This window comes from Anaerocolumna sp. (genome assembly GCF_032079385.1).
In the GTDB taxonomy this organism is placed as follows: Bacteria; Bacillota; Clostridia; order Lachnospirales; family Lachnospiraceae; genus Anaerocolumna.
The window spans coordinates 13,311-29,007 of record NZ_DAMAUC010000034.1 but is presented as its reverse complement, the minus strand read 5'-3'; the positions used below and the strand labels follow the sequence as shown (position 1 = coordinate 29,007).

12 protein-coding genes are annotated in these 15,697 nt (G+C 34.8%); 3 read left to right on the top strand and 9 right to left on the bottom strand.

The genetic code is table 11. From position 1 onward, the window contains the following. Nucleotides 1–65: 65 nt before the first annotated feature. Together RT261_RS19045 and RT261_RS19040 are read right to left on the bottom strand one after the other, a co-directional pair. Complete coding sequence (locus RT261_RS19045; protein ID WP_313134705.1) at nt 66–1,568, bottom strand: flagellin N-terminal helical domain-containing protein; 1,503 nt, start codon at nt 1,566–1,568, stop codon at nt 66–68. Between the two features lie 147 nt (nt 1,569–1,715). Beyond that, complete coding sequence (locus RT261_RS19040) at nt 1,716–5,000, bottom strand: DUF6240 domain-containing protein (protein ID WP_313134704.1); 3,285 nt, start codon at nt 4,998–5,000, stop codon at nt 1,716–1,718. A 165-nt stretch (nt 5,001–5,165) separates the two neighbouring features. Here RT261_RS19040 and RT261_RS19035 point away from each other — a divergent pair, with 165 nt between their 5' ends. Then, nucleotides 5,166–6,434, top strand: coding sequence for a CapA family protein (locus tag RT261_RS19035; protein ID WP_313134703.1), 1,269 nt, complete (start codon nt 5,166–5,168; stop codon nt 6,432–6,434). Nucleotides 6,435–6,549: 115 nt separating this feature from the next. Here RT261_RS19035 and RT261_RS19030 read toward each other — a convergent pair whose 3' ends face one another. The 5 genes from RT261_RS19030 to RT261_RS19010 all read right to left on the bottom strand — a co-directional run bounded on the left by RT261_RS19030 (nt 6,550) and on the right by RT261_RS19010 (nt 10,999). Then, on the bottom strand, nt 6,550–6,687 hold the full coding sequence (locus RT261_RS19030; protein ID WP_091687014.1) for a cyclic lactone autoinducer peptide: 138 nt from the start codon (nt 6,685–6,687) through the stop codon (nt 6,550–6,552). Beyond that, on the bottom strand, nt 6,684–7,268 hold the full coding sequence (locus RT261_RS19025) for an accessory gene regulator ArgB-like protein (protein ID WP_313134702.1): 585 nt from the start codon (nt 7,266–7,268) through the stop codon (nt 6,684–6,686). Before RT261_RS19025 ends, RT261_RS19030 begins: the two co-directional genes overlap by 4 nt. 132 nt (nt 7,269–7,400) lie before the next feature. Beyond that, nucleotides 7,401–8,720, bottom strand: coding sequence for a sensor histidine kinase (locus tag RT261_RS19020; RefSeq protein ID WP_313134701.1), 1,320 nt, complete (start codon nt 8,718–8,720; stop codon nt 7,401–7,403). After that, on the bottom strand, nt 8,717–9,445 hold the full coding sequence (locus RT261_RS19015) for a LytR/AlgR family response regulator transcription factor (protein WP_313134700.1): 729 nt from the start codon (nt 9,443–9,445) through the stop codon (nt 8,717–8,719). The genes RT261_RS19020 and RT261_RS19015 overlap by 4 nt, the downstream gene beginning before the upstream one ends. 252 nt (nt 9,446–9,697) lie before the next feature. Continuing rightward, complete coding sequence (locus RT261_RS19010; protein WP_313134698.1) at nt 9,698–10,999, bottom strand: M18 family aminopeptidase; 1,302 nt, start codon at nt 10,997–10,999, stop codon at nt 9,698–9,700. 379 nt (nt 11,000–11,378) lie between these two features. On the opposite strand from RT261_RS19010, the gene RT261_RS19005 reads away from it, so the two are divergent. Then, entirely contained in the window at nt 11,379–12,110 is a 732-nt protein-coding gene (locus RT261_RS19005; RefSeq protein ID WP_313134697.1) for a hypothetical protein, read from the top strand. Between the two features lie 22 nt (nt 12,111–12,132). Here the strand turns inward: RT261_RS19005 and RT261_RS19000 are convergent, their stop codons facing one another. After that, nucleotides 12,133–13,371, bottom strand: a complete 1,239-nt coding sequence (locus tag RT261_RS19000) for a DUF3810 domain-containing protein (protein ID WP_313134696.1) — start codon at nt 13,369–13,371, stop codon at nt 12,133–12,135. Next, nucleotides 13,349–14,212 (bottom strand): sigma factor, encoded by an 864-nt coding sequence (locus RT261_RS18995; RefSeq protein ID WP_313134694.1) that lies wholly within the window; start codon nt 14,210–14,212, stop codon nt 13,349–13,351. Before RT261_RS18995 ends, RT261_RS19000 begins: the two co-directional genes overlap by 23 nt. Nucleotides 14,213–14,469: 257 nt before the next feature. On the opposite strand from RT261_RS18995, the gene RT261_RS18990 reads away from it, so the two are divergent. Beyond that, nucleotides 14,470–15,471, top strand: coding sequence for a S1 RNA-binding domain-containing protein (locus tag RT261_RS18990; RefSeq protein ID WP_313134692.1), 1,002 nt, complete (start codon nt 14,470–14,472; stop codon nt 15,469–15,471). Nucleotides 15,472–15,697: the final 226 nt, after the last annotated feature.

The window sequence follows — 15,697 nt, the reverse complement described above, 5'->3', positions numbered from 1 at the left end:
TTTGCAAATTTACATTACTATCAAATCATTTTAAGAATGCCACTTTATAATAAACCTTTTATATATTAACCTTGTAAAAGTGTTAATATGTTCTGTGGTCTCTCATTTGCCTGTGCTAACATAGCAGTTCCTGCCTGAGCCAATACATTCTTCTGGGTATAAGTAGCCATTTCAGCTGCCATATCTGCATCTTCAATTCTGGAAAGGGCTTCAGACATATTCTCAGATGTTACATCTAAGTTTGCAATGGAGTGTTCCAAGCGATTCTGATATGCGCCTAGTTTGGATCGAATTGATGTAACCTCAAGTAAAGCTTTGTTGCAAGATGTTATTGCCTCCTGAGCACCATTTTCTGTACTTATATTAATATTATCTATTCCTAATGTTTTGGGATTTATTTTAGGAATTCTTACTTCCATGATTTGTCCCTCATTGGCACCAATTTGAAGTTGCATAGGACCGGCATCCAGAACAGTTATAGTTGCTATAACACTTCCCGCTGCTGGTTTTGGAAGAGGTGCTGTATTTCCCATCTCTCTATCTGTAAAAGTTGTTCCTACTGCTCCCGGCTCTGTTTCAAATACCATCTTAAATCCATTACTATCTGTAACTGTAATTAGTTTTCCATCCGTCGAAACCGTTGCTGTTTTACTGTTAAAATTAATCTTAGCCTCTGCATCATACCCTTGAGCAGAAGTTGCAGTAGTAGATAATCCTAATGCAGCTTCTAAATTTGGATTATTACATTGAATATTTATTTTTTCTTTTGATCCATAACCTTCTGTAACAAATATAAATCTATTACCATCCTTAACCTCACCTGATGGATAGCCAGCATTTTCAGCCGGACCAGCATCTGTATCTGTACTATCATTTGCAATTACTCTTATGTTAAGGCTATCGGCAGCATTACGAATTTTTTCGTAAACCTGCTGTATAGTTTCACCTTCTTCTATTTTGATTTCTATTCCATTTAAGTTAATAGTACCACCGGCACCTGTTGGAATAGTTGATGAAGTAATATTCTTACCTACAATAACTGCTTGTCTGGCATCTTGGGTAATTTCTAATTCATAGTTTCCAGTTGCTACAGTGTCGGATACAGAAACTAAATTAACAGAAGAATTATCGGAATATGACATTTGATCGATATTACCATTCAATAAGGTTTTGGTATTGAATTCCGTTGTATCTGATATTCTTTGAATTTCTTGCGTTAATTGGTCAATTTCTGCCTGAATGGAAGCACGATCCTCCAATGTATTTGTTCCATTGGCCGCCTGTACCGCTAATTCTCTCATTCTTTGAAGCATCGTACCAACTTCAATCAGAGCACCTTCTGCTGTTTGGATAACGGATATTCCGTCAGCAGCATTTCTGGAAGCTTGGTCAAGCCCGGCAATTTGTGTTTTCATCTTTTGAGAAATTGCCATTCCGGCAGCATCATCTGCTGCACGATTGATACGGAATCCGGAAGATAATCTTTCTAAGCTTTTATCCAATGCATTATTTGTTTTAAATAACTGATTATTTGCTTTTAAGGCTGGTATATTGTGATTAATTCTCATACTGTTTTTTCACCTTTCTGTTTTTGGTTTTATCTTTATTGTAATTGCTATTTTATTTCATAATAATCTTAATTTCGGTGCTTTAGCACCATTTAATAGGGGCAGAAATTTTGTACTTCAGAACAACTTTCGGTTTAAACTACTCGATTAATTCTGTGCAATTTCCATTTCTATATTTCTTATTTGAATTAAAAAGGTTTTTGCTGCCTTATATAAGGTCTCTGTTGATATTTTTGCTTCTTTAGACTCACTGATAGTATCGGCTTTTTCTGCAAAAGTTTTATCACTTTGAGAAAATGAGTTGGGTAATTTAAAATTATACCTGTTCTTTGTTTTACCCTCTATCCCAAAATTCAGCTGCTTTACTTCTATGTCACCTTGAAGAATAGACTGCTTCATTGTTTCTTCGTAAGACTTTAATGTATCTAAGCCCTTTTGATTGTCACAGGTTACGAAACCGTTCACGCCTTCTTTCTTTACAGAAAAACTTGCGGTTACTTTACCTAGATGATCGGAAATTAAACTAATATCAACTTTCCCTGTTTCCTCTGCATTCCTTAATATTGTTACATTGACATTGGTAACTCTATCTCCAACTGCTAACGGTATCTCATAACTCTCTTTGGTTGCAAGATTATTTAAGAAAGCCATACCATTGCTGATTCGTTGAAGTGTTTTTATATCTTTCGCCGTAATAAGTGGATTTTCATATAATTGAGCAATAATATTCTCCACATTTTTCTCAATGGTACTGTATTGCTCGATCATTGTACTATGATTTTCCATACTGCTTATTAAGTTTTCTGACATGGTATCAATGGTAAGTGGTTCTTCCTGATTTCCGGTAAAGGTATCCGAACCTAGATCCAATTTCATCTCTGCATCATCACTGTCCATATCTGCGGTAATATTCTTCCATTGCTTATAGAAAGACTGTTCACCGCTTAATAAATCGGCTGCTGCCTGGATACTTTGAATGGTAACAGGTAATTGATTACTTTTCAGCAAATGAATTGCCTCTTGGGAATTCTCTATTAATTCACGGTAATCCCTCACCTTTTCCGACCAATATTCTTGTTCTTCACTGTTATTTATTGAATCATTCTTTGAAGAAGTTAATTTATCCTGTAATACTTCAATAGGCATGTTCATAATATCTTCAGAACTTCTAAGTGAAGCTAATTTACCAGGCTCCATCTCTTCTTTTATATCTTCAATGATATTCTTATGGTATCCAGCATTTATTTGTTCTGTTATTCTTTCTCCGGCAAAGCTAACATCCTCTAAAGTGCCAAAATCATCATCAATAGAAGCTTCTACACTGCCCTTTTTCATGGTCCTCACAGCTGTAAGCAGGTTGTTCAAAGTAATCTCCTGACCGGCTTTTACTACTGCCCCCACTGCTGCCCCCTGAGTTTTCTCAACTGCATGTAATAGGCGGTAGATTCCTATGAAAGATTTTTTCTCTTCTTCCGTAATCTTTTGCTCTTTTTCTAACTTCCATAAATACTTACTGTATTTTTCTTCTTCCCTGCCTGTTATACCTAATTCCTGCTGTACTTGCCGAATTTGCAGGTCAAGCTGTTCTATCGGTGTATTTAGCGGATTAATACCGTCTTTAATTAACTTGGCAGTAACCCCAGGATGAAGACTTTTCATCATATGATTTACCTGCTGGTCATATGCTTTTACTTCAAGAATATTATCTTCTGTAATTGCAATCTGATTATAACCTAATATTCTTACTGCTCTTTGATTCGCAGCTGTAGTTTCCAGATTCAGATCTTCTAAAATTCCATCCACATTACGGAAAGCCTTTGTAATAGAATCTCCCATATCCGACCTTGGACTGGTCATAAGAGCTTCATATGTTTCATTTGCTTTATCCAGAGACTGCTTACATTGGATACCGGCTTTTAACAAACCATCTACCGTTTCCACAGAACGGTTTGCCAAGGTAGAACCTAATATATAATTAGGCATAGTCTTTAATTGGTCAAGACTATCAAATGTATCCTTTAATAATTCTATATTAGATTGATTAACCGCTACATCGTTTTCTTGAAGAAGATTGCGGTAGTACCCGTCTTCTATTTCTTTTAATCCATTAATAATTTTACTTAGACTGGCTGTCTCCAGATGAATACCATTCTTTATTAGTCTTTGTCCTGATTCTACAGTAAGCTTTAAACGTATTTCTTCTAATTGACGTCTTACGGTAATAGTCTTTATATCAATGGACTGATAGTCTTTCGGATTGGAACTTTGTTGTTCTGTAACAAGACTAGTATCTGTTATAGAATTTTCTTGTACCTTCTTCCCGCCCACTTTTACCTGATTTTGTTCTTCTTGCTCCCTGCTTTGTTGTACCTTCTTCTGGGCCTCTTTTAAATCCTTGTAGTTAATTAAGTCAATATTATCTTTTGTATTAACAGCCAAATGAAGAGCCTCATCACCAATGGTATGGAATAAATCATTGACTGCCTCTATTCTTTCTGTTTGAACCATACTTAAATTGGCGGATTCTGGTAGAGTGCCATTGTTAAATGCATCAATAACTTTGTTTAAAATCTGGTCTTTGCTGTTATTATGTTTAATTAGATTTAAATCCCGACATGCCCATAAGGTGTCTTCCGTTACCGGTAATTTATGATTAATCAGCCATTTGGCAGAATTTAAATTTTCTTCGTTTATTTCCATTCCTCCATTGGATATGATTTCAGAAACTTGAGGTAATAAACTGTTCCATGTATCTTCGGTTACTTGCTGATATTGATAATAATATCCGCTGTATTGGGCCTTATATAGATTCTCAATAGTTGGTTCCAAACCATTCTTTATAATATAATGGCTCTCTTTATCAGATAAAGAAGTTGCTGACTCTGCCATATTCAGTGCTTTGGCTATTCTCTCAATATTTGCCTGGGTTATAGGTAAATTGGCTTCTAATAATTTCTCAACTATTTTCTTTGAAACCCCTTGTAAACCGGCTGAGCTTTTTAAAGCCATATTTTGTTCATCCAGCTTCTGTTTTTGCTGTTCTATACCTTCTGCTTTTATTACTTTTTGGTCTTTAATCCTGATTAATGCCCGCTCTAATTGTTCTATGGTATATTCTTCAAGCGTTATACCCTCTTCTGTCAAAGCCTTATAATCCTCTTCTGTCATTCGTTCCGAATTGGATTTCCATTTATCTTCTTCTGTCTCTTCCTTGTTTGTAACTTCTTTGGAAGACTCCTTCGTTTCTTCTTCATAAATATTAGGATTGGGTTCTGAACTTTGAAGGGTTACTTCATAGGGACTTTTTTCGGTATGTATACTCTCCAGACCCTTTTGGCTTGTACTGATACTTTTCTCTATTTCTTTACCAATACTATTTTCTCCTATTTGATTCTGAGTTGTACTATTACCATAGATAGAATTAATGTTCATAGAATTCACTCTCTCACTTTTCCTGTGTTAAAAACATTTATCTTTTGCTTCTTTCAAATGCTTTTCCATTGTTGAAACATATTTCGGCAAATCTTCATAAACTCTTTAATTATTTTTTTACCAAAATGTGGTATACTATATTTGTATAAATGAATATGGAAAGGTATGGATATCAAAAAGATGAGAATTAGAAGGATAAAAGGAATTTTCACCTTAAGTCTTGTTGTGTCTTCGCTTTTGTTTTTGCAGGGATGCAATCCTTCCAAAGAGAAAATATCAGTATCCGTTTCTGATACAAACCTTACATCAACGATGACCGGGCAAATCCCTCCTGTTCCTATTATTTATACCAAAGAAGAAACTCCTGAAAAAGAGGAGAACAATACTAAGCAAGAGCTGACCTTATTAGCTGTTGGGGACAACCTAATACACATGCAGATCGTTAAAAGTGGTTTAAAAAAAGATGGTTCCTATAATTATGATCATTTATATTCCACATTAAAGCCTGATATAGAAGCTGCTGACATAGCTATCATTAATCAGGAGACCATCTTAGGCGGTAATGAATTCCCTTATTCCGGTTATCCGGTATTTAATTCACCCACTGAGATTGGAGATGCCCTTATTCATGCCGGCTTTGATGTTGTACTGCATGCCTCTAACCATGCATTGGACAAGGGTTACCCCGGTATTAAGAATACGCTTGAATACTGGAATAAGCACCCCCTGATTACCGTTTTGGGAATAAATAAATCCCAGGAAGATAAAGATACCATTCAAATAATTGAGAAAAATGGAATTAAAATAGCCATGTTAAATTATACTTACGGATTAAATGGCTTCACCATGCCAAAAGATAAACCTTTTCTTGTTAACATGTTGGACAAGTCTGAAATGAAAAAAGATATAAAGAAGGCAAAAAAACTGGCTGATTTTGTAATTGTATTCCCTCACTGGGGAACCGAATATGTATACCAGCCCAATGACACGCAAAAGGATCTAGCAAGTTTCTTTGCGGAAGAAGGTGTGGATCTGGTTATAGGCACACATCCCCATGTATTGCAGCCGGTTACATGGATTGTTTCAGATTCCGGACATCCCATGTTAATTTATTATTCTTTAGGCAATTTTGTATCTTATCAAAGAGAAGCTCCCAGAATGTTGGGAGGCATGGCTCATATTACCATAACAAAGGAAAAGGAAATTACTTATATTAGCAAAGCCGGAATTACCCCTATTGTGACCCATTATGAGTCTGCCAGGGATTCCTCCTATACCGTATATAAATTAGAAGATTATACCGTGGATAAAGCAATCCGCCATGGAATCTTGAAACTGCAAAAAGAAAGTTCTTTTTCCTTATCCGGCACAAGATCACTGGCCAAACAAATACTTGGTGATTGGCATCAGCTGTATCCCTGTCCCGTAAAATAGAGTTTAGAATGAAAAACACCTGTAATCCCATGCTAAATCATCGGATTACAGGTGCCTTTTATTATAGGAAATACTCCCCCAAAGCCTACTATACCTACTCTTTAAATATAACCTATTATTTGTCTTTTCTTAACTTTTGAAGAACCTCCGGTTCTTCTGGTTGATAAGTACCATACCTTGAAGCAGCTCCTGCTGCTTTTATTGCTGAGTTGTAACCAAGTTTTGCAATCACCCTTAATAAATCTTTTTTCATTCTAAAATTAACTCCTTTCTCCTATTTATTTCTATTACCATTAACATTGCTATAATAACCAATGTAATAGTTAAAGTAATAGCATATTTCTTTACAGTGAGATATAACACAATATCTACTGCTGACCATAAAACACTAATCCAGATACTAATTCTTCTGTATTTTTTTTTATCTTCTGCAGATATTTTTTTATGTTCATTATCTATAGGGGCATATTCCAAAATGCAGCCTATATAAATAAGAAACAGGATCAATAAGGATATAAATGAAGTAGAAGGATATAACATCTTTGAAAAACATAACGTTACTAAACATAGGGTTCCAAATAAAATGTTACATTTTAAGTATGTATTTGCATGGTAACCGCCGCAATACTGCCTTGTTATAATGAAAACGATATAAAACAAAAATCCATCAATTACTTGATGTAATAATAACCCCAAAGTAAGAATAATTAAAAAATTAACAATATTGGATATGATAATTTCATAACCATATATGTAAATATCTTTTTCTTCTTCTTTAATTGTATCGTTATCGCATAAAAAATCAGCTACCATCTGAGCAAACTTATGAATCACAATCCCCTCCTGTTTATGATTTTCATAACTTTCTCTTTATGTTTTGATGATAGCTGATTTTGATTTACATTTCAATAGCTTGGACACGTTTGGCATGCTATGAAGCATATTTGGTTTAAATCAAATCATTATTTAATCTTTTTTGTCTGGTTTTAGCCAAATATCTGTTATAAATTGATTGTTTTTCTCATAAAAGCGAATCATTCCATTGTGGTTTTTTACAATATCTTTAATACTAGCCGTTCCGAAACCATGTTTTGATTTATCCTTCTTGGTGGATTGCAGATTCGGATTATATTTGAGTACGGAATCTTTTATGGAATTGGCAACCTTGATTACAAGATAATTACCTTCATTATAAATCTTAATGTCTATTAGGGGTGAATTCTCTACCTTTATACAGGCCTCTATTGCGTTATCTAGTACATTCCCCAGCAATATACTTAAGTCCAGCTCAGAAATTGAATTCAAACTACCGCTGATTTGGTAATCCATTTTAATTCCATGTTCTTTGCAGATTGACATTTTGGAATTCATAATAGCATTTACGGCATCACTTTCGGTTAAGATATACTGTTTACCAAAACTTAGCCGGTTCTCCAAAAGACTATCCAGATACTCTTTTGCCTCCGGATATTTTTCATTATGCAACATAGTCCCTATGCAGCCTAAATAATTCTTCATATCATGTCTTAATTTTGTAATTTCATCATATAAAAGTTTCATTTCAGAAATACTTTTTTGCTGTTCCAGCAGTTTAAATTCGAGAAAGGAATACTGCATTCTCTCTTTATTTTTAGCACTTATTTTAATAAAAATATAATAGCAGAATACGTTGATTAATATGAGACATACCACTGCTGATACGGATAAAAAATTATTATATTTATCATTAAGATTGATTATAAGCATTTGGAATACAAATACCCCTGTAATAAAAGACATAATAAATACGCCCAAAATAGCAATCCATTCAATAGAGGACAGAGCAAATCTGTTCCTTTTATTCATTCGTAGTATAATTCTTGTTAAAAAGAAATAACTTCCCTTTGCCATGAATATCATAAAAATTCTTACAACGCCCTGATCCGTAATTAACTGACTGATATTCGAAGATGAAATATAATTGATTATAGTTAGTACCGTTACACTGGTTAGCATATTAAGTCCGTTGTCAATACAGGCAATGATAATCTTTTCAAATATCGAACCATTTAAACATAGCATTCCGTAACAAACTATTATAGTCGGGTAAATCAATCCTCCAATGCCTTCAAATAAAGTAATACGATTCATTATTAAAGTAGATATTATTCCTAAGAGAAAGGTAATAATAAAACCTGTATAATACTTTATTTCTTTGGCCTTAAATCCTAAGTATTTGGTTATAAACTCCGTCGAAATAAAACATTCAAAAAAAGTTGTCACCACGTCTAATACTATCCAATTCATTCTTCTGTCCCTCGTCCATATAATTGAAGCTTATGTTTCACCTTTTCTGTCCGGTATCTGCTTAACGGAATTTCTCTTCCGTCATTTAATACAACCTGGGTTTTTTCCACAGAAAATACATAACGAGAATTTACAAGGTACCCACTGTGGGTTCTAATAAATCCATATGCTTCTAATTGATTTTCCAGCTTGGTAAGGTTACTCTTTATCCGAAAAGTATCGTGAAATGTGTATATGTATATATCATGCTTACAGCTTTCTATATAATGAATGTCAATAATCTTAATATTTTTTTCTGTGCCGTTAAAACTAACCTTAAGGTATTTATTTTCTTTATGTAAACTTTCAATTAATCCATTAACGGCTTCCGGCAGCTCGTCCTCCAGATGATTTTTACGAATAAACCGAAATGGCCTGTATTGAATAGAATGAAACACCAAATCTTCCCGATTGGTAATGAATAAGATCTTCACATAGGGGTTTTTCATACGAACTTTATCTGCAACTTGAATTCCTGAGGCTCTGGGCATTTCTATATCCAGAAATAAAATATCATAAACTTCGTGATCCCAATTGCCTAATAAATTAGCACCATCTTGAAAAGAATCTATCTGATATTCCAGCTCCAGGGAGCTATCTACATTTTGAAACAACTGTGAAACCTGCTTTACCAGCATTTCCAGAAATACAGAATCATCATCACAAACAGCTATTCTAACAAACATATATCTCCGCCTTTATCTTGTTAATAAAAAATAAAATAAGACTAACTAAAGGTGTACCCCTAACTCAAAGTACACGTATCAGTTAGCCTTATTTTATCATAGTTTTTGCCCTCTCACGTTCCCCAACGCGCTTACATCCTCTAGTTCAATACCTTCGCGTATCGACTTATTTGATAATAACATTTATTGTGAGATATGTCAATAGATAGTGTACATTTTGTTTAATTGTTGTTATTTTTACCAAAACAGGTTTTAATTCAAACTAAAGAATCCTTTTAATAAATTTTCTAACTGCTCCTGATCATAAACACCCATCGTTTCTCTGGCAGAATGCATGGCCAGTAAAGGAATTCCAAGGTCTACGGTCTTCATAGGAAGCCAGGAAGATATAATAGGTCCTAAGGTGCCTCCTCCTGGCATATCTGAACGTTTCACAAACTTCTGATATTTAACTCCTAATGTTTCACATATTTGCTGAATAATCGCAATGGCTTCCGTATCAAAAGAATATTTTTGATTACTGTCAATTTTAAATACCACGCCTCCATTTAAAAATGTAACATTAGTAGGGTCGTATTTCTCCGGTTTATTCGGATGAAGTCCATGAGCTACATCCACAGATAAAAGAAGACCGTCTGCCATAGCTTCATATAACGCATTTTCATTCTTTACTCCTAATCCGGAATATACTTTCTTCAAAATCATGTTCAAAATAGCTGAGTCAGCACCTTGCTTTGTGTTACTACCGATTTCTTCATTATCATATAAACCAATAACGTTGATTCCAGCGCTTCTCTTACCTTGTATAATGGCCTTTAACAATGCCCATACGGATGTCAGGTTATCTAATCTGGGAGCGGAGATGAATTCTTCCTCTATACCGATTACACAGCCCTCTTCTGCATTATAAATGTACATGTCAAAGTCCAGGATTTCCTCTTCATTTACTTCCAATTCTTTTGCCAGGTATTGAATAAAGAACCTGTCTTTGTTTAAACTTTCCTTCATCATTGCAATAAGAGGAATGGTATCGATTTGTTTATTTAATTCAATACCTTTGTTTACTTCTCTGTTAATGTGAACTGCAAGATTGGGTATGGTAATAACCGGTCTCCTCATATCCAATATTCTTGCTTTGGGGTGAAAGGGATCATTGCTTTTTAACATAACCCTTCCTGCTATAGATAAAGGTCTGTCCAGCCAGGTATTAATAATAGGACCTCCATACACTTCTGTATTCAGTTTCAGATATTTACCGGATGTTAATTCAGCCTTAGGTTTAATGCGGAAACAAGGATGATCCGTATGAGCTGCTCCAATTCGTAAAGTCTGTCCTTCCTCCCACTGGCTTCCTACTGTAAATGCAAACAAAGAAGTGGGATAAGGCATTATATAATAGGCTTCCCCTCGTTCTAGATTCCATTTTTCTTTCATATTCAATTCCTGAAAGCCTGCTGCCTTAAGTGTCTCTATTCCTTTTTCAACAACCTGATATGGAGAAGTTGCTGAATTTATATAATTTATCAATTCTTTTGCCGCTATGTTTTGTGTCATATTAATCTTTCCTTTCCAAATTCAGTATTCTATATTTTACCATGTAATCTCATAGGTATTATAAGCCAAGTTCCATAACTAAACAATAGTTTTTTCCCAACTTGACTAGATTATATATGTAATATATCATAAACATAAAGCCTGTTCATGATCTTAGCACTCCATTGGGAAAATACAAGCTGGCTTGCGTTTTCCTCATTATGTTTATTGTCTTATAAACACAAAACATGTTCATGATCTTGCACTCCACCCGGAAATACAAGCAAGCTTGCATTTCCTCGTTACATTTTATTGTATCATGAACTTAAACCATGTTCACCTTCTTAGCAGCTCATTTTGAACTGGCTGGGAATTTAATATATAAATACTGGAGGTTCCTATGGACCAAATCCTATTTCAACAAGCATGTGATACTGTAATAGACCAGATTAGGGAAAGCCATGAAATTGGTACGTTAAGTGAAAAGACCATTCACGCCGTCATTAAAAACTATTTAGCACCTGATACTTCTTCTCACGAGATTAAAATAGGTAATTTTTATGCGGATATTTTAAATGATCAGGGAATTATTGAAATTCAAACACGTAATTTTGATAAATTAAGAAGAAAATTAGAGGTGTTTTTAGAATTAAAACCGGTAACCATTGTTTATCCCATCCCTTATATAAAGATGCTGCGATGGGTAAATGAAGAAACCGGTGAAATCAGCCCGCCCAGAAAATCTCCCAAAAAGGGCTCTCCTTATATGATTTTTCCTGAACTTTATAAGATTAAAAATTATCTGTTACATCCCAATCTAAAGTTACATATTATTCTTATGGACTTAGAAGAATACCGGCTTCTAAATGGCTGGAGCAAGGATAAAAAGAAAGGCTCTACCAGAAGCGATGGCATTCCCTCAAAGCTGGTGGAAGAAATATATATCAAAGATATAACGGAATATGAAAAACTAATACCACCTGGCTTAAATGAGAACTTTACAACCATAGATTTTAGAAAAGTTACCGGTCTCAGCCAGAAGTACGCTTTCTCTGCCTTAAACATCTTAAATTATGTTGGTGTCATCAAAAAAGTGGGGAAGAAAAAACAAGCTTATCTTTACTCCCGATAGGCTTGTTTTTTCATTTTTATATTTAATTCACTATATCCTGATTTGTCCGGTATTCAGCTAATAAAAGATCTACCATTCTTCCATAGCTTTTCACGCCGTCTTCTTGATTATTTGCCTTTAAATACGTATCATTCATGGTATTTGAAATGGTACTGATCACTGTATCTTCAAACTGGTTCCAGTAATAATATTCTTCTCGAAGATCTGCTATCATAAAAGGACTATAAAGAGCTGCTACTTTGTCATACAACTCACTATCCTCTTTATATAATTGATTACTTACATAGGATAAAGCCAACATGGTACCACTGTATTGGAACAATAAGTTCTCCGATTCCTTGCAAACCAGATATGCTATAAAGTTAGCTTCGTCTTCCCTCATAAATCCTCTTAAATGTGCCAATTCATGGCCCATGGTAGCCGGAATAGAATGGGTTGTTGTATCTACATTTATATTTGCCTCCAAGGTAAAAGGCCAATAGATACCTGTGATTTCCATTCTGGACATAAACCTGGAGAAGAAAACCGGCTTTGGGGTTCCATAATTGCCCTTTAATACAGGATATTTTTCAGCGGCTTTATCAAAGGCCTTAGCTGCTTCCTGTCCTATTTCATTCCAATTGCTACTGCTAAACTGAATCACACCATTCTCATCCTCTGCACCTTCTAAATGCAATTTATCTCGAATATCCGATGCCTTATTAGCTATTGCAACATTTAGATTATAAAGCTCCTGCAGGGTAGATTCCTTTACCTCTAATCCGCTGTAATCGGCAAAAGAATATCTATGATAATTAACACCTGCAAATATAACAAATAAGAATAAAACAACGCTAAATATACAGGCCCCATTCAATAAACCATTTGCAATGGTATAGCCTAAGTCATTTTGTTTCTTATATATCTTTTTTACAATTTTCCACAAGAAGCGCAGAAATAAAATGATAGCCAATATAGGCAGCAAAATCACCTGTACCTCCATAATGGAGAATGGTACAATACCTGCCATCATACTGAATGCTTGTGCCAGTTGTTTATAGATTCCTCTGGCAAAGATATATTCTGCAATCCACGGATTTACCTGTGCCAGAAGCATTATAATCAAGGCGATTGGTGTTAAAATAAGTATCCATATCCGCTTTTTCTGTAATATGCTATTCCACTTAACAGGCATTACCATCCCTTTATCATCTTTTTCTTTCGAAAATTTCCTTAGTAAATTAAACCGCTTTCCCTTCTCATATGCCTTCACTCTTTCCATCCTTCCTATGATGATGAACGCTTACCTTTACTGCATCCCCTGACATACTGAGTATATCTTTAATTTCTCTCTCCGATAATTTTGTATAGACAGCTAATTCGTGAATATCTGCATTTCTGCCCAAATCTTCTGCCAGTTCCTTAGCTGCATTATTAAGAAAGTCGGTTCTGTCAACTATACTGTTTCCAAAACTGCTGCTTTCCTTTTCTTCGTTAATAACAGCTTCTATAAAATTTCTGATATACTGAATTATTTGCTCTCTTATTGTTTCTTTTTCAAATTCCTGAAGATGTTCCAAGGCATTCATTAGCGCTATATTCCCCTCCTGAATTAAATCCTCCAGGGTAACTCCCTTGTTCCTATACTCTTTAGCAATTTTTATTACATTTCTTAGATTTCCCTCAATATAACGCTGCTTTGCAGAAAAATCCCCCGTTATTATATGATTAATTAATGTCAATTCTTCTTCTAAAGTACAATCCTTTATGCCCTCTAAATCTTCCAGATACATTTTTAGATAAACCGAATCCTCTTCCTGTAATGTATCCTTATCCTGAACATGCGCTGAAGCTTTTTGTTCGGAATCCTCTTTATCTAAATGCTCTTCTTTTAATTTTTCTTGATTTACCGCTTCCGTATAAAGGGAAGCAGAATCCACATAACCTTTGATTTTAATCTTATTTGCAGCAAGGTAGGCATAAATATGATCGTACTGCCCGTCGGTTAAATTCATATCACCAAACAAAGACTTTACGTCCTCCATCGTTAGCTGATTACCTTGTACTCTGGCAACTTCCATAATATCTGAAAGCATTTCATGAAATTTATTTGCATCACTCATTGAAGTTCCTCATTCCTTATCACATTAATAACGATTTTTTTAATAATTTTATAGGATTAAAAATCGTTTTACTAATCTTACATTACTAATAGACGTACTTATATTTTATCATACAAATAACCCCATCGCAATCTGATTATTGCTAGAAAAAGCAGTATTATTATGGTATAATAAATAACATTATGAGTACTTTTTCATTCTGGTGAAAAGACTGGTATCAGAAAAAATGTGGATCAAAACACGGATAGGAGCATTGTATGAGCGATTTAGAAAAGGATATTCAAACAAAAGAACTAAAGAATGAGGAATTGCAGGAAAATGCAGCAGTAACTGCTGAAAATACCACTCCGGAAGAAATACCTTCTATGAAAGATTTTGAAGAAGAAATCAGCCGTTCTCTTCATCAGGTAAAAGAAGGGGAGCTTCTAAAAGGAACTGTAATCGGTGTTTCTGAAACGGAAGTTACCGTTGACCTTGGTTATTATGCAGAAGGTATTATTCGATTAGAAGATCTGAGTAACGATCCTCGTTTCTCCATTAAAGCCGACGTTACAGTTGGTGAAGAAATCTGCGGCGTTGTTCTAAGAGAAGATGACGGAGAAGGAAATATCTTACTATCAAAGAAAGATGCTGATAATATTCTTTCCTGGACGAAGCTGAAAGAATACATGAATCATCAGGAAGTAAAGAAGGTTAAAATTGCCCAAGCTGTCAATAGTGGCGTTGTAACATATTTAGAAGGAATCCGGGGCTTTATCCCTGCATCCCAACTTTCTCTTAACTATGTAGAAGACTTGGAATCTTGGGTAAATAAAGAAATAGAAGTTATTGTAATTACTGCAGAAGAAGAAAATAGCAGACTTGTTTTATCCGGCAAAGAAGTGGAACGAAATAAAGCAGAAGCAGATAGAAACAGTAAAATATCCAGACTACAAAAAGGTGTAGTAACCACCGGAACTGTTGAAAAAATAATGCCTTATGGTGCATTTATCAATATTGGCGACGGCTTATCCGGATTAGTTCATATTTCTCAAATCTGCGGCAGACGAATTAAATCCCCTAACGAAGTGATTAAAGAAGGAGAAGAAGTTACCGTAAAAATCACAGACATAAAAGATGGTAAAATCAGTTTAAGCATGAAGGCAGTGGAAGAATCCGCAGAAGTAGTAGATGCTGTGGAAGAAGTGCCATTCGAATATACTTCAGGAGAAGAAGTATCTACCGGTTTAGGTAGTTTATTGTCTAAGATTAAATTATAATCTAATCTGGCAGGACCCTTGTCAAAAAGAAGTTATCCAGACATTAAAAAGTATGGGAGGCTGTGTAGTTCTTGTTCCATCGGGAATTCGATGGTTCTAATACTACAGTCTCCCATACTCTCTAATGTCATGATAGGTTCTGAGGCAACGGGTCCTTATGGTAATCTACTATTAAAATGAGCCAAGCATCCTCTATATAAACTTAAATATCTTAGATCTTTTTTCC

What these genes read in the sequence shown, in the direction of transcription:
- RT261_RS19045 (WP_313134705.1), bottom strand. Translation starts at nt 1,568, where the DNA reads ATGAGAATTAATCACAATATACCAGCCTTAAAAGCAAATAATCAGTTA.
- RT261_RS19040 (WP_313134704.1), bottom strand. Translation starts at nt 5,000, where the DNA reads ATGAACATTAATTCTATCTATGGTAATAGTACAACTCAGAATCAAATA.
- RT261_RS19035 (WP_313134703.1), top strand. Translation starts at nt 5,166, where the DNA reads ATGGATATCAAAAAGATGAGAATTAGAAGGATAAAAGGAATTTTCACC.
- RT261_RS19030 (WP_091687014.1), bottom strand. Translation starts at nt 6,687, where the DNA reads ATGAAAAAAGATTTATTAAGGGTGATTGCAAAACTTGGTTACAACTCA.
- RT261_RS19020 (WP_313134701.1), bottom strand. Translation starts at nt 8,720, where the DNA reads ATGAATTGGATAGTATTAGACGTGGTGACAACTTTTTTTGAATGTTTT.
- RT261_RS19015 (WP_313134700.1), bottom strand. Translation starts at nt 9,445, where the DNA reads ATGTTTGTTAGAATAGCTGTTTGTGATGATGATTCTGTATTTCTGGAA.
- RT261_RS19010 (WP_313134698.1), bottom strand. Translation starts at nt 10,999, where the DNA reads ATGACACAAAACATAGCGGCAAAAGAATTGATAAATTATATAAATTCA.
- RT261_RS19005 (WP_313134697.1), top strand. Translation starts at nt 11,379, where the DNA reads ATGGACCAAATCCTATTTCAACAAGCATGTGATACTGTAATAGACCAG.
- RT261_RS19000 (WP_313134696.1), bottom strand. Translation starts at nt 13,371, where the DNA reads ATGGAAAGAGTGAAGGCATATGAGAAGGGAAAGCGGTTTAATTTACTA.
- RT261_RS18995 (WP_313134694.1), bottom strand. Translation starts at nt 14,212, where the DNA reads ATGAGTGATGCAAATAAATTTCATGAAATGCTTTCAGATATTATGGAA.
- RT261_RS18990 (WP_313134692.1), top strand. Translation starts at nt 14,470, where the DNA reads ATGAGCGATTTAGAAAAGGATATTCAAACAAAAGAACTAAAGAATGAG.